The 23,812-nt window shown below is 65.6% G+C and carries 31 protein-coding genes and 2 tRNA genes; 18 read left to right on the plus strand and 15 right to left on the minus strand.

Features of this window, described 5'->3' with window-relative positions; translation table 11 throughout:
• Positions 1-80: 80 nt before the first annotated feature.
• Together aroC and VJ109_RS00720 are read left to right on the plus strand one after the other, a co-directional pair.
• Positions 81-1,280: a chorismate synthase gene (gene aroC, locus VJ109_RS00715; protein WP_324758300.1), complete on the plus strand. Its 1,200-nt coding sequence runs from the start codon at positions 81-83 to the stop codon at positions 1,278-1,280.
• 1 nt (position 1,281) lies between these two features.
• On the plus strand, positions 1,282-1,908 hold the full coding sequence (locus tag VJ109_RS00720; RefSeq protein WP_324758301.1) for a uracil-DNA glycosylase: 627 nt from the start codon (positions 1,282-1,284) through the stop codon (positions 1,906-1,908).
• Between the two features lie 6 nt (positions 1,909-1,914).
• Here the strand turns inward: VJ109_RS00720 and VJ109_RS00725 are convergent, their stop codons facing one another.
• A complete protein-coding gene (locus VJ109_RS00725) occupies positions 1,915-2,433 on the minus strand; it encodes a hypothetical protein (RefSeq protein WP_324758303.1) in 519 nt (172 codons plus the stop codon).
• A 123-nt stretch (positions 2,434-2,556) separates the two neighbouring features.
• On the opposite strand from VJ109_RS00725, the gene VJ109_RS00730 reads away from it, so the two are divergent.
• The 10 genes from VJ109_RS00730 to VJ109_RS00775 all read left to right on the plus strand — a co-directional run bounded on the left by VJ109_RS00730 (position 2,557) and on the right by VJ109_RS00775 (position 8,184).
• Positions 2,557-3,294, plus strand: coding sequence for a hypothetical protein (locus tag VJ109_RS00730; RefSeq protein WP_324758304.1), 738 nt, complete (start codon positions 2,557-2,559; stop codon positions 3,292-3,294).
• Between the two features lie 41 nt (positions 3,295-3,335).
• A tRNA-Ser gene (locus VJ109_RS00735) sits at positions 3,336-3,417 on the plus strand.
• Positions 3,418-3,558: 141 nt separating this feature from the next.
• Positions 3,559-4,965, plus strand: coding sequence for a PGF-pre-PGF domain-containing protein (locus VJ109_RS00740; protein ID WP_324758305.1), 1,407 nt, complete (start codon positions 3,559-3,561; stop codon positions 4,963-4,965).
• A 44-nt stretch (positions 4,966-5,009) separates the two neighbouring features.
• On the plus strand, positions 5,010-5,309 hold the full coding sequence (locus VJ109_RS00745) for a DUF5785 family protein (protein WP_324758307.1): 300 nt from the start codon (positions 5,010-5,012) through the stop codon (positions 5,307-5,309).
• Positions 5,310-5,367: 58 nt separating this feature from the next.
• The gene (locus VJ109_RS00750; protein WP_324758308.1) at positions 5,368-5,703 is read left to right on the plus strand and encodes a DUF7344 domain-containing protein; all 336 of its coding nucleotides are present in this window, start codon (positions 5,368-5,370) and stop codon (positions 5,701-5,703) included.
• Positions 5,704-5,752: 49 nt separating this feature from the next.
• Positions 5,753-6,520 carry a GTP cyclohydrolase III gene (locus VJ109_RS00755; protein WP_324760365.1) on the plus strand — a complete coding sequence of 256 codons (768 nt, stop codon included), beginning with the start codon at positions 5,753-5,755 and terminating at the stop codon, positions 6,518-6,520.
• 71 nt (positions 6,521-6,591) lie between these two features.
• On the plus strand, positions 6,592-7,167 hold the full coding sequence (locus tag VJ109_RS00760) for a CBS domain-containing protein (RefSeq protein ID WP_324758309.1): 576 nt from the start codon (positions 6,592-6,594) through the stop codon (positions 7,165-7,167).
• Between the two features lie 39 nt (positions 7,168-7,206).
• On the plus strand, positions 7,207-7,674 hold the full coding sequence (locus VJ109_RS00765; RefSeq protein ID WP_324758311.1) for a GNAT family N-acetyltransferase: 468 nt from the start codon (positions 7,207-7,209) through the stop codon (positions 7,672-7,674).
• Between the two features lie 31 nt (positions 7,675-7,705).
• Positions 7,706-7,779 (plus strand) — tRNA-Thr (locus VJ109_RS00770).
• Between the two features lie 138 nt (positions 7,780-7,917).
• The gene (locus VJ109_RS00775; RefSeq protein ID WP_324758313.1) at positions 7,918-8,184 is read left to right on the plus strand and encodes a PRC-barrel domain-containing protein; all 267 of its coding nucleotides are present in this window, start codon (positions 7,918-7,920) and stop codon (positions 8,182-8,184) included.
• Positions 8,185-8,349: 165 nt separating this feature from the next.
• Here VJ109_RS00775 and VJ109_RS00780 read toward each other — a convergent pair whose 3' ends face one another.
• Positions 8,350-8,490 (minus strand): hypothetical protein, encoded by a 141-nt coding sequence (locus tag VJ109_RS00780; protein WP_324758316.1) that lies wholly within the window; start codon positions 8,488-8,490, stop codon positions 8,350-8,352.
• A gap of 177 nt (positions 8,491-8,667) precedes the next feature.
• Positions 8,668-9,615: a hypothetical protein gene (locus VJ109_RS00785; RefSeq protein WP_324758317.1), complete on the minus strand. Its 948-nt coding sequence runs from the start codon at positions 9,613-9,615 to the stop codon at positions 8,668-8,670.
• A gap of 116 nt (positions 9,616-9,731) precedes the next feature.
• Here VJ109_RS00785 and VJ109_RS00790 point away from each other — a divergent pair, with 116 nt between their 5' ends.
• A complete protein-coding gene (locus VJ109_RS00790; protein WP_324758319.1) occupies positions 9,732-10,181 on the plus strand; it encodes a reverse transcriptase-like protein in 450 nt (149 codons plus the stop codon).
• Between the two features lie 84 nt (positions 10,182-10,265).
• Here the strand turns inward: VJ109_RS00790 and VJ109_RS00795 are convergent, their stop codons facing one another.
• Complete coding sequence (locus VJ109_RS00795; protein WP_324758321.1) at positions 10,266-10,949, minus strand: haloacid dehalogenase type II; 684 nt, start codon at positions 10,947-10,949, stop codon at positions 10,266-10,268.
• Between the two features lie 198 nt (positions 10,950-11,147).
• On the opposite strand from VJ109_RS00795, the gene msrB reads away from it, so the two are divergent.
• Positions 11,148-11,555 (plus strand): peptide-methionine (R)-S-oxide reductase MsrB, encoded by a 408-nt coding sequence (msrB, locus tag VJ109_RS00800; RefSeq protein ID WP_324758323.1) that lies wholly within the window; start codon positions 11,148-11,150, stop codon positions 11,553-11,555.
• Between the two features lie 47 nt (positions 11,556-11,602).
• Positions 11,603-12,280 carry a DUF7978 family protein gene (locus tag VJ109_RS00805; protein ID WP_324758325.1) on the plus strand — a complete coding sequence of 226 codons (678 nt, stop codon included), beginning with the start codon at positions 11,603-11,605 and terminating at the stop codon, positions 12,278-12,280.
• A 54-nt stretch (positions 12,281-12,334) separates the two neighbouring features.
• Here the strand turns inward: VJ109_RS00805 and VJ109_RS00810 are convergent, their stop codons facing one another.
• From VJ109_RS00810 to VJ109_RS00835, 6 genes are all read right to left on the minus strand, one after another.
• Positions 12,335-12,580 carry a glutaredoxin family protein gene (locus VJ109_RS00810; protein ID WP_324758327.1) on the minus strand — a complete coding sequence of 82 codons (246 nt, stop codon included), beginning with the start codon at positions 12,578-12,580 and terminating at the stop codon, positions 12,335-12,337.
• A 76-nt stretch (positions 12,581-12,656) separates the two neighbouring features.
• Positions 12,657-13,121, minus strand: coding sequence for a nucleoside-diphosphate kinase (gene ndk / locus VJ109_RS00815; protein ID WP_324758328.1), 465 nt, complete (start codon positions 13,119-13,121; stop codon positions 12,657-12,659).
• Positions 13,121-13,513: a 50S ribosomal protein L24e gene (locus tag VJ109_RS00820; RefSeq protein ID WP_324758329.1), complete on the minus strand. Its 393-nt coding sequence runs from the start codon at positions 13,511-13,513 to the stop codon at positions 13,121-13,123. The genes ndk and VJ109_RS00820 overlap by 1 nt, the downstream gene beginning before the upstream one ends.
• A 2-nt stretch (positions 13,514-13,515) precedes the next feature.
• Positions 13,516-13,743: a 30S ribosomal protein S28e gene (locus VJ109_RS00825; protein WP_276221069.1), complete on the minus strand. Its 228-nt coding sequence runs from the start codon at positions 13,741-13,743 to the stop codon at positions 13,516-13,518.
• Between the two features lie 11 nt (positions 13,744-13,754).
• Positions 13,755-14,117, minus strand: coding sequence for a 50S ribosomal protein L7Ae (gene rpl7ae, locus VJ109_RS00830; RefSeq protein ID WP_324758330.1), 363 nt, complete (start codon positions 14,115-14,117; stop codon positions 13,755-13,757).
• 210 nt (positions 14,118-14,327) lie between these two features.
• A complete protein-coding gene (locus VJ109_RS00835) occupies positions 14,328-15,323 on the minus strand; it encodes an NAD(P)H-dependent flavin oxidoreductase (protein WP_324758331.1) in 996 nt (331 codons plus the stop codon).
• Between the two features lie 79 nt (positions 15,324-15,402).
• Here VJ109_RS00835 and tmcA point away from each other — a divergent pair, with 79 nt between their 5' ends.
• The 3 genes from tmcA to VJ109_RS00850 are packed head-to-tail and all read left to right on the plus strand — an operon-like array spanning position 15,403 to position 18,298.
• Positions 15,403-17,631 carry a tRNA(Met) cytidine acetyltransferase TmcA gene (tmcA, locus tag VJ109_RS00840; RefSeq protein WP_324758332.1) on the plus strand — a complete coding sequence of 743 codons (2,229 nt, stop codon included), beginning with the start codon at positions 15,403-15,405 and terminating at the stop codon, positions 17,629-17,631.
• A gap of 8 nt (positions 17,632-17,639) precedes the next feature.
• Entirely contained in the window at positions 17,640-18,137 is a 498-nt protein-coding gene (locus VJ109_RS00845; RefSeq protein WP_324760367.1) for a DUF456 domain-containing protein, read from the plus strand.
• The gene (locus tag VJ109_RS00850) at positions 18,134-18,298 is read left to right on the plus strand and encodes a DUF8014 family protein (protein WP_324758333.1); all 165 of its coding nucleotides are present in this window, start codon (positions 18,134-18,136) and stop codon (positions 18,296-18,298) included. Before VJ109_RS00845 ends, VJ109_RS00850 begins: the two co-directional genes overlap by 4 nt.
• Here VJ109_RS00850 and VJ109_RS00855 read toward each other — a convergent pair.
• Genes VJ109_RS00855 through VJ109_RS00875 form a run of 5 tightly spaced genes read right to left on the minus strand, consistent with a single transcriptional unit; the run spans position 18,295 to position 23,612 of the window.
• Positions 18,295-19,026, minus strand: a complete 732-nt coding sequence (locus VJ109_RS00855) for a GNAT family N-acetyltransferase (RefSeq protein ID WP_324758335.1) — start codon at positions 19,024-19,026, stop codon at positions 18,295-18,297. The genes VJ109_RS00850 and VJ109_RS00855 overlap by 4 nt on opposite strands.
• Positions 19,027-19,086: 60 nt before the next feature.
• A complete protein-coding gene (locus VJ109_RS00860; protein ID WP_324758336.1) occupies positions 19,087-19,446 on the minus strand; it encodes a DUF8055 family protein in 360 nt (119 codons plus the stop codon).
• Entirely contained in the window at positions 19,443-21,101 is a 1,659-nt protein-coding gene (locus VJ109_RS00865; RefSeq protein WP_324758338.1) for an FAD-dependent oxidoreductase, read from the minus strand. Before VJ109_RS00865 ends, VJ109_RS00860 begins: the two co-directional genes overlap by 4 nt.
• A complete protein-coding gene (locus tag VJ109_RS00870) occupies positions 21,094-22,755 on the minus strand; it encodes an electron transfer flavoprotein subunit alpha/FixB family protein (RefSeq protein WP_324758340.1) in 1,662 nt (553 codons plus the stop codon). Before VJ109_RS00870 ends, VJ109_RS00865 begins: the two co-directional genes overlap by 8 nt.
• A gap of 2 nt (positions 22,756-22,757) precedes the next feature.
• Positions 22,758-23,612: an electron transfer flavoprotein subunit beta/FixA family protein gene (locus VJ109_RS00875; protein WP_324758342.1), complete on the minus strand. Its 855-nt coding sequence runs from the start codon at positions 23,610-23,612 to the stop codon at positions 22,758-22,760.
• Positions 23,613-23,812: the final 200 nt, after the last annotated feature.

Consider the following 23,812-nt stretch of genomic DNA (forward strand, 5'->3'; position numbering starts at 1 on the left):
GACTCAACAGCGGGCGCTCACGGCGTAGCCGTCGGTTACATCTACAAGGTTCAAATGCCCCCGTCCCCCAGACGTTCGTAATGAACGGCAACGAGTTCGGTCGTCTCTTCCGCATGACGACCTACGGCGAATCACACGGGGAGGCGATGGGGTGTGTCGTCTCCGGTGTCCCCGCGGGGGTCGAACTCTCCGAGGAGGACATCCAGACGGACTTAGACCGGCGGAAACCCGGGCAGTCGATGATCACGACCTCCCGGGGGGAACCGGACAAGGTCTCGATCAACTCCGGCATTCAGGACGGCTACACCACTGGGACGCCCGTCGGCATGGTCATCCAGAACAAGGACGCCCGCTCGGGCAAGTACGAGCCGTTCATCACGGCACCGCGGCCCTCCCACGGCGACTACACCTACTCGGCGAAGTTCGGGACGCGAAACTGGGGTGGGGGCGGCCGCTCGTCGGCCCGCGAGACGGTCAACTGGGTCGCCGCCGGCGGCATCGCGAAGCAGGTCCTCGAACAGTCCGACTACGACGTACAGATCAAGGCCCACGTCTGCCAGATCGGCGACGTCGAGGCCGGCCCCATCACCTTCGAGGACATGCTCGAACACAGCGAGGAGAACGAGGTCCGCTGTGCGGACCCCGAGGCGGCCGAGGAGATGCGGGAGTTGGCCGACAAACACCAGAACGAGGGCGACTCCATCGGCGGGGCCATCTACTTCGAGTGTCGCGGTGTTCCGTCCGGTCTCGGTGCGCCGCGGTTCGACAGCTTCCCCTCCCGGCTCGCCCAGGCGATGTACTCCATCCCCGCGGTCAACGACTTCGAGTACGGGATCGGCCGCGAGGCCCGCACGACCAGAGGCAGCGAGTACAACGAGGACTGGGAGTTCGACGACGACGGCCACCCCGTCCCCGAGGGTAACGACCACGGCGGCATCCAGGGCGGTATCACCACTGGCCAGCCGATCTACGGCGAGGTGACCTGGCATCCGCCGGTCTCGATCCCCAAGACCCAGACGACCGTCGACTGGGAGAGCCGCGAGGAGAAAGAGATTACCGTCACCGGCCGGCACGACCCCGTCCTGCCGCCGCGTGCGGTCCCCGTCGTCGAGGCGATGCTGTCCTGTACGATCCTGGATTTCATGCTGCTCGGCGGACGGATCAACCCCGACCGGCTCGACGACCGATCCGGCGAGTACGACACCGACTACCACCCGTCCAGCCCGCAGAACGATCCCGAGGACGCGGACACCCGCGCGACCACTGTCGACGAGGACTGAGATGGACGCCAACCAGGAGGAAGCGTCCAACCCCTTCGGGATGGACGAGGACTGCCAGAACTGTGAGGCTCTCTGTGAGAGCCGCGAGCACGTCGTCCACGGCTACGGCGACGTGAGCGCGGAGTTCCTCGTCCTCGGGGAGGCCCCCAGCGCGACGGCCGACGAGTCCGGCGTCCCGTTCACGGGCGAGCACGAGCGCGGCCTGCTGGACATCCTCTCGGCGGTCGACATGTGCGACGATCCCGACGCCGCGGAGCCGACGCTGGACAACGCCTTCCTGACGTACGTCACCCGCTGTCGGCATCCCGAGCGTGGGGCCACCGACGAGGAGGTCCGGAACTGCGAACTGTATCTCAACAGCGAGATCCGGATGATCAACCCGGAGCTACTGCTCCCGGTGGGTCAGCGGGCGCTGGAGGCGCTCGCCTTCGAGTACACGACGATGAGCGCGGACGAACTCGACGTGGCCGAACGGCACGCTACGACGATCCGCGGTCGGGGCTTCGAACTTCTCCCGATGGTGACGCCGGCCGAGCAATCCGACGACCAACGGACCGCCTTCCTCGACGCGTTCAGCGAGATCCTGGGCGCCGACTACCGCCAGACGAAGGGCCGTCGAGGCAGATAGCCGGGCTCACCCGAGCGCGCTCGGATCTGCCAGCGTCCCGTAGTCTGTGCCGGCCTGGAGCCGTTTACGACCGTCCCGGCGGAACTGCTCTGCGAGTCGGTGTAATGACTGTTCCCTGGCGAAGGTCGCCCCGCTGAGTAACTCCGTCGCCTGCCAGAAACACGTGGCTTTCTTCCGGGCCTGTTCACACGGTTCGGCGACACTGTCCCGCCGGACCCGACCGACAGCGGTCGTGAAGTGCTCGACCGCCGTCTGGAACTGGTCGGCCGCCGCTTCGATGTGCGCCCGGGCGTCGGTCCATCGCTGGCCGGCGTACCGGTCGAGCCCGACAGTCAGCCGGCGGCGCCCCTCGACGTACTTCGCGTAGCCGAGGCGGTACTCCCGCTGGGCAGTACAATCCCCACAGAGCCGTCGCTCCCGTCCACAATCCGGGCAGGTAACCGTCGACTGGGCGGAAAAGCGCCCGCCAGCCGCATCCGTGTTTTCCCCACATTCACACGTCTGCTCGGTTCCAGTCTGTTCCATACCGGGGTTCCACCGGTGTCGAACAAAAGTATGGACCGCCTACGGTCCGCTCAGGACGGTCCCGCCGACTCGGTCCCGGCCACGAACGCAACCGACAAATCCGGGACGGTCGGAGGAGAGGGTATGACGACTGTTGCAGTCCTGGCGGACCCGCCCGTCGAGGGGGCCGTGCTCGAACGGTTCTCCGGGGGGCTTCTCGACGCTGGCGAGGCGGCCGACCTCTACACCGCGATGGTACGTGACATCTGTCGTGCCGTCGAGGACAGCGGCGGCGAACTACTCGTGAACTACCGGCCAGCCGATCAGGTCCCCGCGGACGTGGACCCGGAACAGTCCCTCCGGGAGGTTCTGGAGCCGGCGCTAGCCTCGCCGGACGAGGCTCGGTACGAGGTCCAGGTCGGGGAGACGTTTGCCGGTCGTGTCGGTAACACCGTCACGTACCTCCTCGAAGAGGAGAACGTCACCACCGCCGCGGCTGTCGACCCGACTGGGGCATTGCTCTCCCGGAAGCGTATCGACAGCGCGGCGATGAAGCTCCGCTCCAGCGAGGTCGTGCTCGGGCCGTCGACGGAGGGACGGGTCTACTACGCTGCCTTTTCCGACACCATCGATTTCGAGGGCGCCTACGCGACACCGGCGGTCGAGACGCTGACAAACCGCGCCAGAGCGGCCGGCCTGGCGGTCGATTTCCTCCCGAGTGATCCGGTCGTCGCCCGTCCCAGTGACCTCCGGAGTGTCATCCCGCTGCTCAACGCCCGCCAGCGGGCCGAACGACTCGTTCCACCGCGGACTACGGAGTGTCTGGCGGACCTCGGTCTCACCCTGGACGTCGACGGCGACGACCTCTCGCTCGTTCGGTGAACCGACAGGCCTTAGAGGAGTCACACGCAAGTGCCGACCGCGGTGGGATGGCAGAGCGGCCTATTGCGCCTGCCTTGAAAGCAGGTACCGTAAGGTTCCTGGGTTCAAATCCCAGTCCCACCGCTTCGCCCCGCTGTGTCGTGAACCGTCAGTATCGACTCGTCGTCATCCGTCGATCCGGCCGGCGGCGATGCCGCCCGCGGAACTATCAGTTAGATAACAACTGTGCAGTTTTATGCCGCTGGTGTTGGTCAGACACAGACGATGGAGCACCAGCAACGGTCCTCGGCAGCGGCGATCGGTCTCGCTGCTGTCTGTGTCGCCGCACTCGCGCTCGCGGGAGTCGCCTCGACACCGGCAGCTGCCGTGCCGAGCACGTACGTCGCCGACGCGAGTGTCGGTCAGTCGTCGGTACTGGTCGGGGAGAGCGTCACCGTCACGGCCGTCGTCGGCAACCTCGGAACATCGCAAGGCGGCCACACGGTCGAGTTTACACGCAACGGGAGTTCGATCACGACAGAACGGGTCGTCGTCGCAGCGGACGAACGGGAACGGGTCTCGACGAACGTCAGCTTCCAACAGCCAGGGGTGTACGAACTCCGTGCCGACGACGAACTCGCGGGGTACGTCCGGGTGACGCGGACGCTCGCGACAGTCGAATCCCAAACGGAGAGTCAGCGTCGCTTGTCCGTTCGCGTCGACGGGGTCCCGCGTCGGTCGACACACAGCGTATCGGTACCGGCAGCCACGAACCGATCGCTGAGCCTCCGGCAGTGGAACGTGACGACATCGGAATCCCGCTTCGAACAGACCGTCACCGAATACACCGATCCGACGGACGCGCCGGTCCCGATTCCCTCGTCGGACGCGACCGTCGCCGGGGTCGTCTCCGTCTCGTCGTCGGCGTCTGTCCAGTCGACCACAGCGAGAGTGGCGGTCAACCAATCACGGCTCCAATCGCTCGGACTCGCCCCGGAGAACGTCTCGCTGTACAGCTACGAGGACGGTCAGTGGCAACAGATCGAAACGAGAATCGTCGACCGCCAGACAGCGGTACTCGTCTACGAGGGGACCGTCCCCAACGGCTCGACGTTCGCCCTCGGGAGGATGTCGCCCGCGTTCTCGATCACCGGAACGGCGCTCGACACGGAAAACGCCCCCGAGGGCCAGCGGATCATCGTCGAGGCCACTGTCGCGAACGACGGCGCGGTCGCCGGCGACTACGAGGCGACGATGACGCTGGACGACGAACCAGTCAACGAGACGACCGTCACCGTCCAGCCCGGCGAGGACCGGACGGTGACGCTCTCCGCGGTCACTGACTCGGCCGGCGCTTACAACGTGGGGGTGAACGAGCAGGCCGTCGGCGTCGTTCGGATCGTCGACAGCCAGGTCCAGACCCCGACACCGACCGCGCCGACGGAGACACAGACCGCGACGGCGACTGCAACACCGACAGCGACAGCCCAGTCCGGCGGGGGCGGGAGCGGTGGCGGTGGCGGACCAGCCGGCGACGGACTGCTCCCCAGTTCGCTCCCGGACACTATCGCCGGCATCCCGACGGTCCTCGTCGTCGGCGTTGGCGCCGGTGTCCTCGTCTTCTTGCTCATCGGTGGCCTGCTGTGGCGCAGCGGACGGTCCGGCGGTCGGTCCGACCCGAACCGGTGGTGACGCTGAAGGCAATTCTTTTTGTCCCGCTGGCCTGAGGTCCAGACATGGACTGGCCGCACGATCCCGATGGAGAGGAGGGGAGCGAAGGACGCCGCAAGTACGGACACGCGGTGCTCGCGAAGAAAATCAACGAAGAGGAGGATTTCCCCCTCTCGGCCGCGGACTACGTCGACCAATACGGCGACCACCCGGTCCGTATCGACTACGAGACCGTCGTCAGCGTCGCCGACATCTTCGAATACGTCGACCAGGAGGAGTTCCAGGACTTCCCGGACTTCCATACGACCCTGGGCGAGGCCCTCCGAGAAGCGGACTGGTGGCCGTATCGGCTCTCCCACGCCTGACGATCACGTGGTGTGAGAACGCGACACATACTTGTACCGGGCCGTTGTAGTGGCGACCATGGCCACACGTAGCTCGAACGGGACGGAACGGCCGACGCAACTGCCCGACTACGTCGTCGCGGACCTGTTGGCCCACGATCGCTGCCGGCGGGCGCTCGAAATACTCCGTGAACGGGACGGCCCCGTGATCGTCGCGGACCTCGCAGCCGCCGTGTTGGCCGCTGAGCGAGACCAACCGCCTGCGAACGTCGACCAAGGAGCTGTCGAGGAGCTCCGGAGGGAACTGTACGAGGAACATATTCCGAGGCTGACGGCGACGGGAATCGTCGCATACGACTCACTGAAAGGCACCGTCGAACTCCAACGGCCCGACCTACTGTCGGGAGCCGACTGACGCTGTTCCGACAGACCGATACTGTGTGGGTCCCAACTACCGACCGACAGTGACGAACACGCAGGTAACCCACGTCCAGATCGATAACTACGGTCCCTGGACGGTTACGCCGGAGCCGAGACGCGAGGTCGACCTTCAGACACTCCAGTCACGGTTGTACGCCGATCTGGCGCAACTGTTTGGCAACCGCGACGGCTACCTCTTTTTCTCACGGTTCGACAACATGATCGCCGTCACCAACGGGCTGGACCGGAACGACCACGCACGCATCCAGGAGTCCGTCGGGAACCGCTACCCTGTCTCCATGAGCCTCTCGGTAGCGACCGCCGACACGCCAGCGGACGCGCTGGGTACTGCGACCGAACGACTCCAGCAGGCCGGGAGCGCACAGGACGACGGCCGTCGGGAAGTCCTCAAGACGGATATCCTCCCCCCTGGAGATCGGACACCGACCGACGTGCAACTCGCTCACTTCGACGTCGACGACGCGACCGGGAAGTACACCGACCAGCTCAACGAGTTCGACACGTTCATCCAGATCGAACAAGGGTACGCGACGCTGATGAAGTACATGCGTCTGGCTCACGACTCCCTGTCGTTTTTCGTCGGTGGGGACAACATCATCGCCGTCTGCTCGGCGCTGGACCGCGACGACTACCGCGACGCGATCGACCACGTGCAGGACTCCGTCGGTGTCGAACTCAAGGTCGGTGTCGGCCGTGGCCGAGACGCCGCCACCGCGGGGATGGACGCGAAACACGCGCTCGAAGCCTGTCGCGAGACCGGCCGACCCGTCACGTTCGCCGATCGGAGTTAGGAACGTAGGCCGCCGCGGAGCATAAGCGTGGTGGAGGTACCTTTTAGGTAGCTCGTGAGATATTGACACGCATGAAGACTGCGGTGACCGCCCGAGAGGTTATGAACCGTGAGTTCGTCGGGGCCAGCGAGTCCGACGACCTCTACGAAACCGCCGAGTTACTGGTTCGCGAAGACGAGACGACGGCGCTCGTCCTACGAGGGAACGAGCCGATCGGCGTCGTCACGGAGCAGGATCTCCTCGGGCATCTCGTCGACACCGACGACGCCAGCGATTCGACGGTCGGCGACGCGATGGTCGAATCCGTTCCCTCTGTCACACCCGATGCCCGCCTTACCGACGTGCGTGACACGATGCTGGAGTGGTCCGCCGGGTGGCTCCTCGTGATGGAGGACGGCGATCCGGTCGGGACCGTCACCGAGCACGACGTGCTCGCGGCCGCACGGATGGAAAGCGAGAGCACAGAACAGGTCACCGACAGCCAGGAGGTCGCTACCGCCGGGCAGGCCGCCACTGCGGACGGCGCTACGACTGCCGCCGAGGACCGGTTCGAACAACAGGGGATCTGTTCGGCCTGCGGAACCTTCACCCGGAACCTCGCCTCGTTCAACGGCCAACTCCTCTGTGCGGACTGTCGGAACGTATAGCGGGCCAAACGTTTTCTCGATGCCAGCCCGAACACCGGTGTGGAACTCCGGCCCGCACAGCGCGGTGACACCGACGCGATCGTCGACCTCTGGATCGCTCTGGCAGCGGATCAACGCGCCCACGGCTCCCATCTGTCCGCCGACTCGAACCGCGCTTCGATCCGTGAGGTGGTCCTCCGGCGAGCGGTCAGCGACCGACTGTGGGTCGCACTCACCGACGAGGAGATCGTCGGCTTCGTCATGTTCGCGATCGAATCCGGTCGGTACGACCAGGATGTGGTCCGCGGTGTCGTCGAGAACCTCTATGTCGTTCCCCCGGCCCGAGACGACGGCATCGGAAGCGAACTCCTTGCCGCGGCCGAGAACGTACTGACTGACCGTGGCGTCGATGTCGTCTCGCTGGAGGCGATGGCGGACAACGAACGGGCACGCCGATTCTATCGGACCCATGGGTACACTCCACACCGGATCACGTTCGAGAAGTCGACCGAAAGCGATACTCTCTAAATGGTCCCCGCAAAACTACCGGGTGCGACGCGCCAGGGGAGCTTGGGTGGTCCAAGCACTCGACTTGTAATCGAGAGTTCGTGGGTTCAAATCCCACCCCTGGCTTGGGCGAGTTGGTGTGCGGACGCCGGTTTTCGCGATCGCGTCTCGATCTGTGTGCCGGTACCGTGAACCGACAGCCCGGTCCGCATCGCTACTGGACCCTGAAACGGCCCGGATAGTTTTATTTGGCTCTCGAACACAATGGCGACTGTGTCCCCGATGCTTGCGAGTACCCTCTCCGGAAAACAGGTGATGAGTACCGACGGCCAACAGGTCGGCCGACTGCACAATATCACGATAGATCCCGCCACCGGCTCGCTGGAGTCGGTGATCGTCGAAACCGAGCGAACTGAGATCTTCGGGACCGAGCAGGACTCGGACGGCCACATCGAGCTACCAGCAACCGTCTTGGAGGCAGTCCGCGACCACGTGATCATCACGCCGCCGCCGACTGCTCAGCCGGAGTGAGCAGGCCGCACTCACAAACACGAGACGATTGCGAGTCCCGAGTCGAACGCCTCAGGAAGACGAGAACAGTGGCGACGCCCTGGCAGCGATCGAACGGGTGGCATCGATGACGGTTGAGCGCGCGAATCGTGACGAGAGTAACCCAGCAACGGTGCCGTGAGTCGGTTACTCGTCGGCTTGGCCGTACACCATCTGGAGTGACTCTCTCAGGTGGTACCGTACCGTGTCGCTCTCGGCGTTCTCAAGTGCCGCCTCAAGGTGTTTTTCGAGGGGCGTCGACTCGGGCGGTGATGCCGTCGGTTCCATACACCGCGATTTCCCTGTATCATACTTTATTCTGGCTATTTAATCTTCGTTTGTAGTAAATTACACGGGTAACTGAACACAATGTCGAAGTCCCGAGGAGACAGTTCGTGAGAGATTTGACGATCGCTGCTACGTCTCAGGTTCTCGAAAATCGGGGAATCAGCACTACTGACCGGTTCAATTGTCAGGAGAGCCGGTTGTGTCGTCCGCAGTGGCCACGACGATCGGTTCGTCTTCCGGGACGTACTGATCGAACCGAACCTCCGTCCAGTACCGGCGACCGTCGTAGCGGACGAGCCAGGACCCTTCGGACTCGGAGACTGTCACCGGGCGTCGGTGACGGAACCGGTCGACGAGCGACTCGAAGCCGGGATCACCGGTCTCTTCGACGTAGTGTGTCCCGCCAACGGCCTGGTCGACGATCGCCGACTCGTTCTCCGAGAGGTTCGACAGCGTGAACGCGTACCGACGATCCAACTGCCTGGCATACGCCTGACTACCTGTCGCGACCAGCGTTGCGTCGTACCGATAGGTGTCCAGTGTCGCCCGTTCGACATCGACGGTGATCGCGTACGTCTCGCCCTGGTACCGAACGCCATCGTAGGTCCGGTTCGGGACCAGCACCGAGGCACTTGCCTCCGTGTCGGTGTAGGCGACCGGGATGTCGATGTCGGTCCCCGGCTCGTCGCCCTCGCGAGGGGGTGCCAACAGCGGTTCGAGGGCACGCTGGTCGGAGTCAGGTAGCTGATCGTAGGCGACGACCCGGCCGTCGACCGAACTGGTGTTGTAGTCGATGCCGATCTCGCCCCCGTAGCCCGACTGCTGGCCGACGACGGCCGTCGAGACGTTGTAGTACCGACCGTCGTACTCGTAAGGGAGCCCCGGATCGACTGTCGAGTGTGTCGCGTTGACCGTCGCCGAACCGGCCCGAATCGCTCGTTCGATGTCGCGGTACTGGTGGCGGTCGTACGTGTTTGGATCCTCCGGGATGTCACGGCTCGCCTCGGCCGCCAGCGACTCGCTGTCTTCGACCGGCGTCATCGAGATGCTGCCGGCCGCAGAGCAGCCGCCGAGGGCGGCGAGTACGAGGAGTGACCCGAACGCGAGGACCAATCGGTGAGTCACGTGCCAGCCTACCGGAACGGTCGGTGAATACTTTGTGAAACTGACAGCCTATCGGGAGCGCCTGCGCTATCGCGCGCCACCGAGAGCGTTTTTTCCGAGGGCGGAGAGTGAGACGTATGGCTCGGCCACCGACCGGTCCGCTTGTGGTGTCGTTCGACGCGAGTCTCCGGTCCGTGAACGACGACACGACCCCGACCTCCGCCGCAGTGGGCTGTGTCGTCACCGATGGCAGTGAGACGGTCGCGACCCGGTCGATAGCGGTCGATACGTTCGTCTCCAGTTCGACCCTCGAACTCCGGGCACTGGTCGAAGCCGCCCGGACAGTGTCGACCATCGGCACCGCGGTCGGTGCCGTCCACGTCAACGGCGACGCCGACGCTGCCGTCCACGCGGCCGACCCGGACCACCCGTCGACACCGTCGACGCGCCTGGCTCGTCGCCGTGTCCGGACGATCCGGTCGTGTTTCGCAGCGATTCCAGTCGTCACCTATCGGGTCGTTCCGCGGCGGGAGAACGTCCGTGCCCACGAACTCGCGAAAGCAGGCCACAGCCGTCACCGCTGTTGACCGACACAGTCTGATCGAGCGGGCGAAGTAGGGCGGTCGAACTGCTCGGTCTGCTCTCCCGGAACTCACGAGCCTCGGTGCGTGTTAGGCTCCTACCGTCTCTGCGAGTTCGTGTATCGTCTCGATCGTGAGATCCGGCTCGGGACCGAACGGCTCCCAGGGCGACGACTTCCGATCCACCCATGCGGCCTGCATTCCGGCGTGATGTGCACCCATCACGTCGAACCAGCCAGCGGTGGCGTGGACGATCTCGTCGATCGGCGTGCCGGTCCGGCCAGCGGCGTGTCGATAGAGATCGGGAGCAGGTTTGAACAGCCGAACTTCGTCGGCACTGATCGTATCTTCGAGGATGTCGCCGATATCGGCGTGGTCGACCATCGCGTCGAGCATCTCGGGGTTGCCGTTAGACAGGACGTAGCAATCGTAGCCCGCGTCCCGGAGCCGCTCGATCCCGTCACGGACGTCGGCGAAGACATCCAGTTCGTGGTACACCGCGAGAATCTCGTCTCGGGCCTCACCGCTGATATCGACGCCGTACGCGTCGAGTGCGTACTGGAGGGCGTCCCGGTTCATCTCGTAGAACGGTTGGTACGCATCGATCTGTGTAGCTACGAACGTGTATTCGAGCGAGCGCGCACGCCAGAGCTTGGAGACCGGCTCCGGATCGTCGACTCGTCGAGCGAGTGCTTTTTCGGCGGCGTCTACGTCGACGAGTGTACTGTACGAGTCGAAGGTAACTGTCGAAACCTGATTGGGTTCGAATACCATTATCGGTCCGAAGAGAACGTACGGGTGTCTGTGTGACAATACTGCTGCTTGTATTCCCCCGTAAGAGTCGTCGCTCTCGTCTCGGTCCGTCTCGGCGGCGCGGGACGGTTCCAAGCGGCAGCTCAGCGAGCTGATGGTGGTTCACACCGGGTGTCGATCACGCCGGATGCTTTTACCGCTCGGGACCGTATACTGGGTATGAGCGAACAAGCGAGTGACACCCCGGAAAACGACGAGGAATGGCGTGAGATACTTACAGACGAGGAGTACCGCATCCTCAGAGAAGCAGGCACCGAACCCCGGTTCAGTAGTGAGCTACTGGACGTAAAAGGCGAAGGCGTGTTCACGTGTGCCGGCTGTGGGGCCGAACTGTTCGACAGCGACGAGAAGTTCGACTCCGAGACGGGATGGCCGAGCTTCTGGGACATCTACGAGGAGGGCAACGTCGAGACACGGCTCGACGAGAGCCACGGGATGCGCCGGACAGAGGTCGTCTGTGCGACCTGTGACGGCCATCTCGGCCACGTCTTCGACGACGGTCCGGAACCGACCGGCAAGCGCTACTGCATCAACGGAGCCGCACTGGAGTTCGAGTCCGACGAATAACCGCGACCACCACCAGACTCATTTTCCGCCATGCTGTAGCTGTGTCAGTGACGACCCAAGCCGAACACGATGGAGACGACGAGTCAGGTGCTGACGACCATTTCTTCGCGGCTAGCCTCCGGGAGTTCCCGTGGCCGTGGGCTGCCAGTGCAGCGGTCGCGACCTTCGTCGTCGAGTACCTCCTCGTGGCAGCGCTGTTCGTCCTCGGCCCGTCGTCGGTCGATCGCTCGGTACCGATCATCAACTCGACGATAGCCGTCCTCGTCCAGTATGCACACATCCTGTTTAACGCCCACTTCGTCTGGATCGTCCAGGCCGCGACCGTCCCGAACGTCCAGATCCCTGAGCCGTTCTCGAACGATCTCTGGCTTGCGCTACTGAGCGGCGGCGCAGCGACACACCCACTCGTCTATTTCCTGCTCCCGGTCGTCTCGCTCGTCATCGCAGGCGCTGTCTTCGAGCGTAATCGCGACTCGCCGGCCACCGGTCGGTTCACCGAGGCCGGCCTCGTCGGCGCCGGGTTCACCGTCGGCTACCTCGCCGTGGGCATTCTGGGTTCGGTCACGCTTGTCCAGCGGGTCCCGATCAACGGTTCGGACGGGTTTCTCACCCAACAACCCGATCTGTACTTCACGGCGATCATGTTCCTGGTGTTCCCGATGCTGTTTGCCACGCTCGGTGCCGCGCTCGCGTACGACCGCGATCAGGCGTCTAGTAGCCATTGAAAACCAATGCACACCCGATCGCACGACTGCAGTGCGATCGGTGTGTAAATCGTTTCAATTGTTACTATAGCTTCGTTCGACGAACTGCAAGATCTTCTCGGACTCGGCCATCGTCACGCCGTAGTCGTCGTCGATCAGGACCGGAACACCGCGCTGGCCCGACACTCGTTTGACCTCGTCACGGTCCGAATGGAGCGCGTCGACCCAGACGCTTTCGTAGTCGATCCCGAGTTCGTCCAGCCGGTCGGCGACCTTCTCGCAGTACGGACAGCCGTCGAGTTGGTAGAGGGTTCGCGTCATATCAGCCCGTAGGAACCGATGGCTGATGGGCGTTGTGACTGGCCCAGGGGAAAGACCGCAGAAACGCAGTGGGTGGTTATTCGTACAGCCAGGTCTCGTCGACGCGCTCCCAGTCGACGAGTTCCTCCTCATCGAAGAACAGCGCGATCTCGCGTTCGTTCGCGCCCTCGTCCTCGTGGTCAGAGCCGTGGATGACGTTCCGACCGAGGTCGAGCCCGTAGTCACCGCGGATGGTACCTGGTGCGGACTCGGCGGGGTCGGTCTCGCCCATCATGGTACGGACCTGCCGGGTCGCGTCCTGGCCCTCCCAGACCATCGCGAAGACGGGACCGGAGGTGATGAACTCGACCAGTCCGTCGAAGAACGGCTTATCCTCGTGCTCGCCGTAGTGCTCTTCGGCGAGTTCCTGGTCGATCTGCATGAACTTGCCCGCGACGAGCTTCAGACCGCGGTCCTCGAACCGGGAGACGATGTCCCCGATGAGGCCACGCTGGACGCCGTCGGGCTTGACCATCACGAAGGTGCGCTCGCTGTCGGACATCAGGCTTCGGCCTCCTCTGCCTCGTCGTCCTCGCTGTCCTCGTCGTCCCCCGCCTCGGACCCCTCGGCCGCTTCCTCGGCGGCTTCAAGATCCGGTGCGGCGTCGGACTCCTCGCCTTCGGCCGGTTCGTCGTCCTCGGTGGACTCGGGTTCGGCCTCGGCGGCCGCGGCGGCTTTCGCTGCTTCCGTCTCGGCTGCGGCGGTCTCCGCGGCGTCGGCCTCGCGGCCGGCCTCGGTCCAGCCGAGGTTGCGGGCCTCCCGGCCCAGGTCGGCGTTGTTCTCACACTTCGAGGAACAGAAGTGGATCGTCGCTCCGTTGTTGCGGACGAACATCGTGCCCGTCCCGGGCTCGATGTCGGCCCCGCAGTAGTCACATTCGCGTGTTCGGGGCATCGTTACTGCCCTCCGATCGAGTCGGCCTCGCGGGCGGTCTCACGCAGCTGGAGCACGTCGCCCTCTCGGACCGGTCCGAGCACGTTTCGGGTGATGATACGCCCCTGGTTCTCGCCCTCGCCGATGCGGCACTTGACCTGCATAGCCTCGCCGTGCATCCCCGTCTTGCCGACGATCTCGATGACCTCGGCGGGCGTGGAACCGCTGCCTTCGGATTCCTCAGCACTCATCCGTCGTCACCTCACCGAAGCTCCTCGACCTTGTCGGCGATGTCCTCGACGTCGGCGTCGGCATCGCCGGCGTCGACGATGGCGGCGGCAGCCGAACCGACTTCGAGGCCAGCAGCGTGACCGAGGTCGTCCTGCTGTTCGACGAAGATGAACGGAACCCCTTTCTCGTCTGCGAGTTCGGGGATGTGCATGACGATCTCCTCGGGCTGAACGTCCTCAGCGATCAAAACGAGTTCGGCGGAGCCGCGCTCGACGGCCTTGGTCGTCTCGTTGGTTCCTTTCTTGACTGTCCCTGTGTCTCGTGCGACTTCCAGCGCTTCGAGGGCGTCGTCCTCGAGGTCGGCCGGAACGTCGAAATCTACGTATACTGGCATTGGTATGTTCACCTCCTGCGCGCGGGCTCAGGCTCCCCCGCCGTTCGCGGCCGTTCCGCGGCGCACCCCGACAGTGCGCGGTGTCCTGAAAAGGCTGGGAGCATCATCAACCCGGCGCAGGCTGTATCCCATTCTGTGCTACCGGCCCTAAAAGCGCTTTCGAAGCCGAAACGACGTGCCAGGCCGCCACACGGTCGCCCTCGGGTGGTCCTACCCAGTTCGCGGAACGTCGCGCAGTGCCGCCGTCGCCTCCGAAACCAGCGCGTCGACGACTCGACCGGCAGACGGTACCTCGTCGGCCAGGCCGACGCTCTGTCCGGCGTAGTGCGGCAGGGCCTCGATATCCCCGTCTAGCCCGTCGACTGGCGGGAGGTCGGCGTACCGTTCGACGGCCTCGCCGTCGGGGGTGTGAGCGACCGTCTCGCCCTCGCCCGGACGGTCCTCCCGCTCCCCTCGTCGGAGTTCCGGGGTCGCGAGCGCCCGGTGGGGTTGCCCGGGCCAGCCACGGTCGAACGCGGTCGTCCGTCGCGTGTCCGTCTCCGTCGCGTCGCGGAGCGCACTACGGTAAGACTCGTGGGCACCGGACTCCCGGGTAGCGACGAAGCGGGTCCCCAGCCACGCGCCGTCGGCCCCGAGTGCCAGCGCGGCGGCCAGGCCGCGACCGTCGCCGATCCCACCGGCGGCGACGACAGGCACGTCCACAGCGTCGGCGACACGCGGAACCAGTGCCATCGTGGTCACGTCGCTCTGGACGTGTCCGCCGGCCTCGCTTCCCTGTGCGACGACGACATCGGCCCCGAGGTCGGCCGCTCGGCGTGCGTCGGCTGCGCTGCCGACGGTCACCATCGCCAGCCCGCCGGCGTCGTGGACGCGCTTGACGAACCCGGAGGGGTCGCCGAAGGAGAACGAGACGACCGTCGCGCCGGCGTCGAGGCAGGCGTCCAGACACGCCGCCGGTGAGTCGACGCCGGTCGCTTCGTCGAGCACCACGTTGACCCCGACGACGCCGTCGGTCGACGCGGTCGCTCGCTCGAAGGTCTCCCTGATCGCGTCGGCGTCCCGCCAGGACATCGCGAGCATCCCGAGTCCGCCGGCGTCGGCGACGGCAGCGGCCAACTCCGGCGTCGAGACGCTCCCGACCGGTGCCTGGACGACCGGGTGTTCGATGCCCAGCCGATCACACAGCGGCGTTCGCAGCGAGGACATGGCGGAAGGTCCACGTGCTGTCCCCAAAAGCAGTCTGGACGACCGTCAGGCCCATACCGCCGGGTCGACCACCACCGGTATGGAGATCGCGCGGTCGCTCAGAGCCGAGGCGCGACGAGCCGACGAGCGACGCGTCCTTGTGCTGTCTGGCGACCGAAAACGGACGCGCAAACGAGCCGCCGCCGCGCTGGAGGCCGCCGAGATACCGTGTTCGTGGACGACGCTGGTCGGTCCCGATCCGTTCCTCGACTGCGAGCAGTACCCCCAGTCGCGGGCCTCGGAACTGCTCGGTCGGACCCGGACCGCGGTCGTGCTGGACGTACACGACGAACTGCGACCGAACGCGTTGGGTACCGCGGTCGGTGCGGTCGATGGGGGCGGGCTGCTCGTCCTGTTGACGCCGCCGCTTTCGGCGTGGCCCGAGCGACGGGACGCCTTCGACGAGACACTGGCGGTCCCACCCTTCGAAGTCGGAGACGTGACCGGTCAGTTCAGAGAGCGGCTGATCGAGACGCTCCGTGCGCATCGCGGTATCGCGATCGTCGACGTCGACGCCGACCGGGTCGAACGCCACGGACTGACCGACCCGCCGCCCCGCCGACCGCGACAGCCGAGTACACCGCCTGCGGATACGTCCTTCCGAGCCGAGAGTTACACGGCCTGTCTCACGGACGACCAGGTGAGTGCGGTCCGTGCCTTCGAGACGCTGTTGGCGGCCGGACACGCCGTCGTGATCGAGGCCGACAGGGGACGCGGGAAGTCGAGCGCGGCCGGGCTGGCGGCCGCGAACCTCGCGCTGGACGGGCAACGAGTCCTCGTGACGGCGCCACAGTACCGCAGCGCCGCTGAGCTGTTCACGCGTGCGAGCGAACTGTTCGAAACGCTCGATGTCGCGGTCGACCGGGACGACGCCGATCACCCCAGACGGCTCGCCGTGAACGGCGGGGAGATCCGCTTCGAACGACCCGACAGCGCCGTCGAGTCGCTGGGGACAGCCGACGTGGTGATCGTCGACGAGGCCGCCGCGCTACCGGTCCACCGGCTCCGGGCGTTGCTCGGGGCTCCCGCTGTGGCGTTCACCACGACCGTCCACGGCTACGAGGGGGCGGGCCGCAGTTTCGACGTCCGCTTCCGTGACCACTTGGCCGACAGCGACCACGAGGTCACCGACGTGACGATGACGACGCCGATCCGGTACGCGCCGGCCGACCCCGTCGAGAGCTGGGCGTTCCGGGCGCTGTTGCTGGACGCCCGACCAGCGGTGGACCCGCTCGTCGCGGACGCGACCCCGGAGACGGTCACCCACCGGCGACTGACGACGGCCGACCTGCTGGCCGACGAACACCTGCTTCGGGAGGTCTTCGGGCTACTCGTGCTGGCTCACTACCGGACGGAGCCGGGCGATCTGGCCCGCCTACTGGACGCGCCGAACCTCTCATTGCACGCACTCCTCCAGGACGGCCACGTCGTCTCGGTGGCGCTACTGGCCCGCGAAGGGGGTCTCTCAGCCGAAACCAGGGCGACGATGTACGACGGCGGCCGCATCCGGGGGAACATGATTCCCGACGTGTTGACGACGCAACTCCGCGACGAAACGGCCGGCGTCCCGGTCGGCTGGCGGGTACTCCGTATCGCGACGCACGCTGCCACACGGTCCCGAGGGCTGGGCTCGAAACTGCTCGACGAGATCCGCGACCACGAGGCGGACGAGATCGACTGGCTCGGCGTCAGCTACGGCGCGACACCCGAACTCGTCCGGTTCTGGCGGGCGAACGGGTACCGGACCGTCCATATCTCGACCTCGCGAAACGACGCCAGCGGGGAGTACTCGGCGGTGATGCTCTCGCCGTGTTCGCCAGCCGGCCAGGCGCTCGCGGACCGCCATTCGGAATGGCTCTGTAATCGGGCGGCAGCGGTGCTTTCGGACCCGGTCTCCGACGCCGATCCGGATGTCGTCCGGACGCTCCTCCGATCGGTGGACGCGACCCCGAACCCTGCCCTCTCGGAGTGGGAGTGGCGCGTCGTCGCCGGCGTCCCTGGCGGCGCGTCGATCCTGGAAACCGATCCCGAGCCGTTCCGCCGGCTGGCGCTCCGCCATCTGGTCGCCCCCGCGGACCCGACAGCCCTGACCGACCGCGAGGAGCGACTGCTCGTCATGAAAGCCCTCCAGGCACGGCCCTGGAAGGCCGTCACCGAGGAATTAGGGTTCGTCTCCCAGCGCCAGTGTATGCGGACGCTGGGCGGAGCCGTCGAAAGATTGACGCGTCTGTACGGAGACACCAGCGTACAGGAGGAACTCGATAGATGAACTTGCCCCTGCCGGTCCTCGGTTTCGAGACGACACTCCTCGTGCTCGCGTTCGTCTTGCTGGTCGCCGGTGTCGTCGGGAGTCTCGTGCCACAGGTCCCCGGAGCGCCCCTCTCGCTCGCCGGCGTCTACGTCTACTGGGTCGGAACCGGGATGACCGAACCCGGCGTCGTCCTGCTGGCCGTCCTTACGATGACCGGTGCGTTCACCTGGCTCGTCGACTTCGCCGGCGGCGCGGTCGCTGCCCGGGTCGGGGGTGCCTCGACGAAGACGGCCGTCGCCGCCGGGCTCGTCGGCCTGGTGCTGTTCTTCGTAACCGGTCCGCTCGGCATCCTGTTTGGCGTCGCGATCACTGTCTTCGCCCTGGAGTTCTACCGCCAGGAGGACGCCCGCAAGGGTCTCAAGGCCGCGCTGGTCACCACTGTCGGTATGCTGGCCTCCGGTATCGTCCAGGCACTGCTCACCGGATCGATGCTGGTGGCGATGCTGGGCGTCGCGCTCCTATGACGACCTGTGCGGAATCGGGCTGTGAGAACGAGGTTGCGGTGGAGCTACACGTCCCCTGGGCGGAGAACCGGCGGGTCTGTACGGCCCACGCGAGAGTGTGGGCACGGAAAGACGGCGTCGTCCCGGAACCGCTGGCTGGCCACGAAGACGAGTGGCCCTAGAGCGACTTGGCGAGCATCACCTCGTCGGCGTACTCGCCGTCGATCTTGTAGTGGTCCGCACGCACCGCTTCAGTCTCCCAGCCGTGGACTTCGAGGAACTCGATCGCGTTCTCGTTCGACGAGGGGACGGAGTTGTACAGTTTCTCGTAGCCGTGGTCCCTGGCCCAGTCGGTGCCGCGGGTCAACAGCCGGGAGCCGATACCGTTCCCCCGGTACTGTGCGAGCACGCCCAGCGTGAGTTCGGCGGTGTGGTTGCGTTTGGCGATCTCGGGGTGTTTGAGGTGGACCCAGCCGATCACGTCGTTGTCGATACAGGCGACGAAGAAGATGCGTGACTCCAGTTCGTTGTGCCGCAACAGGACGCCCTCGCTGTCGATGACATCGGCGACCGTCTCGGCGTCGACGTACTCGCCGCTGCCGATCGCCGCCCGGATCGCGCCGACCAGCCCCGTCAGGTCCTCCTGGCGGGCCTGCCGGATCGTACACTCCACGTCGTCGACCTCGAACTCCTCCTCGCTGCCGCCCTCGTAGGCGATGCGGAGTTCCCCGTTTGCCTCCGTGAGCACGCCGTCGCGTTTCATGATCGCGACGTGGTGGCCGAACGGGTGGGGATCCATCCGGAGGGCTCTGCGGGCCTCCTCGGGGTCGACCGAGCCGTGTGACTCGACGTACTCGTAGATGTCTTTCCGATCGGCGTGGTCGAACTGCGGCGGTTCGGTCAGCTCCATGTGTACTGGTACCACGACCCAGAACTTAATCTTTTATCACGTTGTTTGTCCGATGACACGCTACCGCTCGGGGACGCCGGTCAGCACGACAGCGACATCCTTGATGTTGTGGGTATCAACGAGCAGTTCGGCCGCCTCGCGGATGGTATGGGTGGTCTCCAGTTCGACGCCGTAACACCGGGCGTACAACGCCAACCAGTCGTTCATCGTCGCCTCCAGGCGGTCGAACTCCGCCTCGCCGAAGCGGACCCAGGAATCGCCGGTCCGGGCCTCACAGTACAGCGAGACGGTCGGCCCCACCCCCTCCCGAAGCAGTTCCATCGCGCGGTCCTCGGCCGGCGGGTCCGGGTCCAGCGACTCCCCGGCCCGTTCGGCCCGCCGTTCCAGCGCCCGGATGCGGTCGTGGTACTGGTGGCTCATCCCTGCCTGTAGTCGACTCCTTTCCCGCCGGCGGGGTGTTCCCAGTCGGTGTCGGCGACGACGGCGCAGGTGCCACACTCGACACAGGGCTGGGTGTCCAGACTCACGAGGTGTTCCTCGTGACCGTTGGTCTGGACCAGTTCGTCGCGGTAACAGCCCCCGCCGAACTCCTTGGCGCTGACCGGACAGGCCGTCACAGCCGTCCCGGAGGCCTCGAAGGAGTTGTCGACCAGTTCGATGTGGGGGTCGCCCACGTCGTAGGTCAGGTCACCGATGCGGTCGTCCAGTTCCGGTGGCTCGACCGTGTTCTCGTCGGTGACGTAGTCGCCCAGTTCCTCCGCGATGACGGTGGGGAGGGTGACGTAGGGCAGTTTGGTGTCGGGGATCATCGAGACCAGCGTCGGTGAGGCGTAGGCCCGTTCGAGCAGGCCACCGGCCGCCCGGACGCCGAACCGGCCGACCGCGGAGTCGGCGATAGCGTTCGAGAGGTCGTCGATGGGTCCGACTTCCCCGAGTTTCCCGACGACGTTGTAGCTCGTCGGCCGGAGTTTGTCCATCACGCCCTCGTCGTGGAGTTTCTTCTCGTAGCGGTCGCCAGCGTCGTGAGGGTCTCCCCGTGTCCGAGCCTCGGTGAACGCCTCGGCGGCCAGGGCGCCGGCCGTGACGGCATGGTTCATCCCCTTGATGATCGGTCCCTGGGCCTGCATCTGTCCGGCCGCGTCCCCGACCAGGACGAGGCGGTCCCGGTGTGGCGCGGTGTGAGCCACCTTCTTCGAATCCGGGACGAGTTTCGCGCTGTACTCCAGTTCCTCGTAGTCGTCGCCGAGCCACTGGGCCAGCAGTGGGTGGGTCAGCAGGCCGTCGAGTAGTTCGTGGGGTTCGGCCTCCTCCTCGGCGATCGAGTCAAGGTGGAAGACGGTCCCGATCGAGAGCGACGCCTCGTTCGTGTAGAGGAACCCACCGCCCCGAACGCCGTCGAAGAGGTCGCCCGAGAACAGGTGAGCGACCCCCTCGTCGTCGCCGATGTCGAACCGGTCGTTGATCGTCTCGGGGTCCATCTCGACGACGGCTTTGACGCCCTGGAACCAGTCCTCGGGGTCGTCCCAGTCCATCAGCCCCGCATCGCGGGCGAGTTCGGAGTTGACGCCGTCGGCGGCGACGACGATGTCGGCCTCGATCGGGTCCAGTTCCTCGCAGGTGACGCCGACGATCTCGCCGCGCTCGCGCAGCAGACCGGTGACCCGTACCTCCGTCAGCAGGCCGCCGCCGGTCTCGCGGGTGAGTTCGTGGACCCGTTGGGCCAGCCAGGAATCCATCGTCCGGCGCAACACCGAGTCGGCCCACTCGGTGTCGTGGTGGTGCAGGTCGCCGATATCGAAGGACTTGACCTGCTTGCCGGCGATGTTGTGGATGTAGTTCTCCGTCACCGGGCGCTCGCTGGCCTGCTCGCGGAAGTCGGGGAACAGGCTGTCGATGGTGTAGGGCGCGGACTCCTCGGCGTAGATGAGCCCGCCCGAGACGTTCTTCGACCCGGCGTCGACGCCCCGTTCCAAGACGAGGGTCTCGACGCCGTTGCGTGCGAGCGTCGCCGCGGCCGCGGCCCCGCCGGGGCCACAGCCGACGACAACGGCCTCGTAGGACTCGTACTCAGTCATCGCTGGCCTCCACGGCCGCGGCCAGTTCGCCGCGTTCGACGGCCTCTGTCAGTCTGGGGAGGACCTCGAAGAGGTCGCCCTCGATCACGTAGTCCGAGAAGTCCGCGATGTCGGCGTCCGCGTTCGTGTTGATCGCGACGATCGTATCGGACTCGTCACAGCCGACCTTGTGCTGGATCGCTCCCGAGATGCCCGCAGCGATGTAGATGTCCGGCTGGATCTCCTGGCCGGACTCGCCGATCTGGCGCTCCTCGGTGATGTACTGCTCGACGTGGCCGTCGAAGGAGTACGAGGAGGTGATAACCCCCCGCGAGAGCCCCAGGTCGGCCTCGTCGAAGGCGTCGACGAGGTCCAGCGCCAGTTCGACGCCCTTCGTGGGATCGTCGCCGATGCCCCGGCCGACGGCGACGACGACCTCGTTCCCGGTGAGGTCGACACCGCCCGAGAGTCGGTCGAACTCGGTGACCTCGACGAGGAACCAGTCGTCGTCGAGAGTCATCTCGTAGTCGACCACCTCGGCCTCCCGCTCGGGGTCCGGCTCCGGAATCTCGAAGCTCCCGGGGATGACCGACGCGCCCTGCGGGTGGAAGTCCCGGTTGGGCTTGTCGATACAGAGGATCGTCGAGTACTCGAACCCGGAGAAGTCCGGCCGCTTCATGTGCAGGACGCGTTCGAACTCCTTCTTGTCGCCGGCCTTTCCGGTTTTGGCCGGGTTCGAGATCATCGCCGCCTCGATGTACAGCCCCGAGCAGTCCGAGGCCAACCCGGAGTCCAGTTCCCCCTGGACGAGCGCCGAGAGGTCCCGGCCGTTGTTCGTCGCCGGGAAGACGGTGTACCGGGGTTCGTGATAGTCCTTCCAGTCGACCGCCTCGCGGCCCTCGGCGGCCAACTCGCCCCCTGCCCGGGCCATGTCACAGAAGATCGCCGTATAGGGCTTGTGTCGGAACCGGTCGAGTCGCTCGTCCTCGTGGTAGACCACCAGATCCGCGCCGTAGGCGATCACGTCCTCGACGTGGTCGCTGGCGTCGGCACCGATCAGGACCGCGACGACCCGCTCGTCCGCTTCGTAGTCCTCGTTGTACTGGTCCATCAGTTGGCGGGCCTTGCCGAGCATCTCTTTCGAGACGTCGACGAGTTCGCCGGCCTGGGTCTCACAGTAGACCCACATGTCCCGATACTCGGCGCCGACGGTCCCCTCGACCCACTGCTTGTCGTTGGTCGGATGGTCCAAGTCGGGATACTTCTCCTCGGGCGGGACGTACTCGACCTCGCCCACTTCGCCCTCGTCATCTGCACTCCCCTCGACGGACTCGATCCGGCTCTCGATCCGAGAGAGGGCCGTCTTGCGGTTCTTCCCCTCCTGCTCCCGTTCGAGCATGTCCCGGAGCACGTCGCCGTCGTCGACGCTCCGGACCAGGTTCGCGATGTCGGCGACGGTCAACTCCGAGAGGTCGACGGTCTCGGGGTCGATCTCGTCGTCGCCCTCGTCTTCGAGTTTGTCGATGCGGCTCTGGATCAGTGTCTTGACCGGGACCCGATCCTCGCCGGCTTCCTCCAGGGAGAGCATCTCCCGGAGAACGTCTTCGTCGTCGACGTCTTTGATCTTCGGTCCGAGTTCGGCGATCTCGTGTTCTGTGGGGTCGATCTCGACCATCGTCAGTCACCTGCCGCAAACGGCGTTAGTTCGTCCAGTACCTGTTCCATCCCGGCGTCGTCGCCGGCCTCGACGTGGGTCGCTTCCCGCTCGGAGGGGGCTTTCGGGATCGGATCGACGCCGGCGACGATGGTCGGGGAGCCGTCCAGGCCGATGTAATCCGGGTCGAGGTTGAGATCCTCGTGATCCCAGACGGTCACGTGGTCCTCGTAGTGCTCGGCCCGCGCCTGGGTCTCCTCGCGGAGGTCCTTGTGTTTCAGCCGGTGGCTGGCCTTCCGGTAGGTCGGCTCGAACTCGGGGTCGGCGACGACAAAACACGGCATCGGGGCCTCGACAGTCTCGATCTCGGAGACGTCGCCGTCGACGAGCCGTTTCGCCCGGACCCGGCGCTCCGCCTCGTCGATGTCAAGCGAGATGGCGTGTGTGATCGTCGGCCAGTCGAGACACCAGGCGGTCTGTGGCCCGGTGTGGCCGGTCTCCCCGTCGGCGGTCTTGAACCCGGCAAACACGAGGTCAGGTTCCGTCTCCAGCTGCTGGAGACCGGTCGCGACGGTCATCGCCGTCGCCCAGGTGTCTGCCGCCCCCATCTCCCGGTCCGAGAGCAGATAGAGGTCGTCGGCGTAGACATCGGCCATCCCCTCCTGTAACACCTCCTTGTAGCCCGGCGGTCCCATACTCATCAGGGAGACGTGCCCGCCGTTGCGGACCTTCGTCTGGAACGCCGCACGGAGCGCGTGCTTGTCGTTCGGGTTCATCACTGTCGGCGTCTTCCCTCGTTCGAGGTGGCCGTCCTCGTCGAAGGAGACCTGCCCCTCACGGAAGTCGGGGACGCCCTTCGTCAGAACTACTGTATGCATGAGTTTCTCACCCTCGTGAACGATTGTCTACCTGGGAGACTAATAACATTACTCACGATTAACCACAATATTTCTGAGCCATCAGGTCGGCCGGAGCGAGAGGTGCCCCTCAAATTCCGGAAGACGCACTGGGTTACTGGTTCGTAACACCGGCGTCAGTAGCTCCGGCGATCGAATGCTGAAGCTGACACGTCGGAGCG

It is taken from the genome of Haloarcula montana (assembly GCF_035666295.1).
In the GTDB taxonomy this organism is placed as follows: Archaea; Halobacteriota; Halobacteria; order Halobacteriales; family Haloarculaceae; genus Haloarcula; species Haloarcula montana.

Bases quoted from the DNA above. Each gene is read 5' to 3' on its own strand.
- aroC (WP_324758300.1), top strand. From the start codon at position 81: ATGAACGGCAACGAGTTCGGTCGTCTCTTCCGCATGACGACCTACGGC.
- VJ109_RS00720 (WP_324758301.1), top strand. From the start codon at position 1,282: ATGGACGCCAACCAGGAGGAAGCGTCCAACCCCTTCGGGATGGACGAG.
- VJ109_RS00725 (WP_324758303.1), bottom strand. From the start codon at position 2,433: ATGGAACAGACTGGAACCGAGCAGACGTGTGAATGTGGGGAAAACACG.
- VJ109_RS00730 (WP_324758304.1), top strand. From the start codon at position 2,557: ATGACGACTGTTGCAGTCCTGGCGGACCCGCCCGTCGAGGGGGCCGTG.
- VJ109_RS00740 (WP_324758305.1), top strand. From the start codon at position 3,559: ATGGAGCACCAGCAACGGTCCTCGGCAGCGGCGATCGGTCTCGCTGCT.
- VJ109_RS00745 (WP_324758307.1), top strand. From the start codon at position 5,010: ATGGACTGGCCGCACGATCCCGATGGAGAGGAGGGGAGCGAAGGACGC.
- VJ109_RS00750 (WP_324758308.1), top strand. From the start codon at position 5,368: ATGGCCACACGTAGCTCGAACGGGACGGAACGGCCGACGCAACTGCCC.
- VJ109_RS00760 (WP_324758309.1), top strand. From the start codon at position 6,592: ATGAAGACTGCGGTGACCGCCCGAGAGGTTATGAACCGTGAGTTCGTC.
- VJ109_RS00775 (WP_324758313.1), top strand. From the start codon at position 7,918: ATGGCGACTGTGTCCCCGATGCTTGCGAGTACCCTCTCCGGAAAACAG.
- VJ109_RS00780 (WP_324758316.1), bottom strand. From the start codon at position 8,490: ATGGAACCGACGGCATCACCGCCCGAGTCGACGCCCCTCGAAAAACAC.
- VJ109_RS00790 (WP_324758319.1), top strand. From the start codon at position 9,732: ATGGCTCGGCCACCGACCGGTCCGCTTGTGGTGTCGTTCGACGCGAGT.
- VJ109_RS00795 (WP_324758321.1), bottom strand. From the start codon at position 10,949: ATGGTATTCGAACCCAATCAGGTTTCGACAGTTACCTTCGACTCGTAC.
- msrB (WP_324758323.1), top strand. From the start codon at position 11,148: ATGAGCGAACAAGCGAGTGACACCCCGGAAAACGACGAGGAATGGCGT.
- VJ109_RS00810 (WP_324758327.1), bottom strand. From the start codon at position 12,580: ATGACGCGAACCCTCTACCAACTCGACGGCTGTCCGTACTGCGAGAAG.
- ndk (WP_324758328.1), bottom strand. From the start codon at position 13,121: ATGTCCGACAGCGAGCGCACCTTCGTGATGGTCAAGCCCGACGGCGTC.
- VJ109_RS00820 (WP_324758329.1), bottom strand. From the start codon at position 13,513: ATGCCCCGAACACGCGAATGTGACTACTGCGGGGCCGACATCGAGCCC.
- VJ109_RS00825 (WP_276221069.1), bottom strand. From the start codon at position 13,743: ATGAGTGCTGAGGAATCCGAAGGCAGCGGTTCCACGCCCGCCGAGGTC.
- rpl7ae (WP_324758330.1), bottom strand. From the start codon at position 14,117: ATGCCAGTATACGTAGATTTCGACGTTCCGGCCGACCTCGAGGACGAC.
- VJ109_RS00835 (WP_324758331.1), bottom strand. From the start codon at position 15,323: ATGTCCTCGCTGCGAACGCCGCTGTGTGATCGGCTGGGCATCGAACAC.
- tmcA (WP_324758332.1), top strand. From the start codon at position 15,403: ATGGAGATCGCGCGGTCGCTCAGAGCCGAGGCGCGACGAGCCGACGAG.
- VJ109_RS00850 (WP_324758333.1), top strand. From the start codon at position 18,134: ATGACGACCTGTGCGGAATCGGGCTGTGAGAACGAGGTTGCGGTGGAG.
- VJ109_RS00855 (WP_324758335.1), bottom strand. From the start codon at position 19,026: ATGGAGCTGACCGAACCGCCGCAGTTCGACCACGCCGATCGGAAAGAC.
- VJ109_RS00860 (WP_324758336.1), bottom strand. From the start codon at position 19,446: ATGAGCCACCAGTACCACGACCGCATCCGGGCGCTGGAACGGCGGGCC.
- VJ109_RS00865 (WP_324758338.1), bottom strand. From the start codon at position 21,101: ATGACTGAGTACGAGTCCTACGAGGCCGTTGTCGTCGGCTGTGGCCCC.
- VJ109_RS00870 (WP_324758340.1), bottom strand. From the start codon at position 22,755: ATGGTCGAGATCGACCCCACAGAACACGAGATCGCCGAACTCGGACCG.
- VJ109_RS00875 (WP_324758342.1), bottom strand. From the start codon at position 23,612: ATGCATACAGTAGTTCTGACGAAGGGCGTCCCCGACTTCCGTGAGGGG.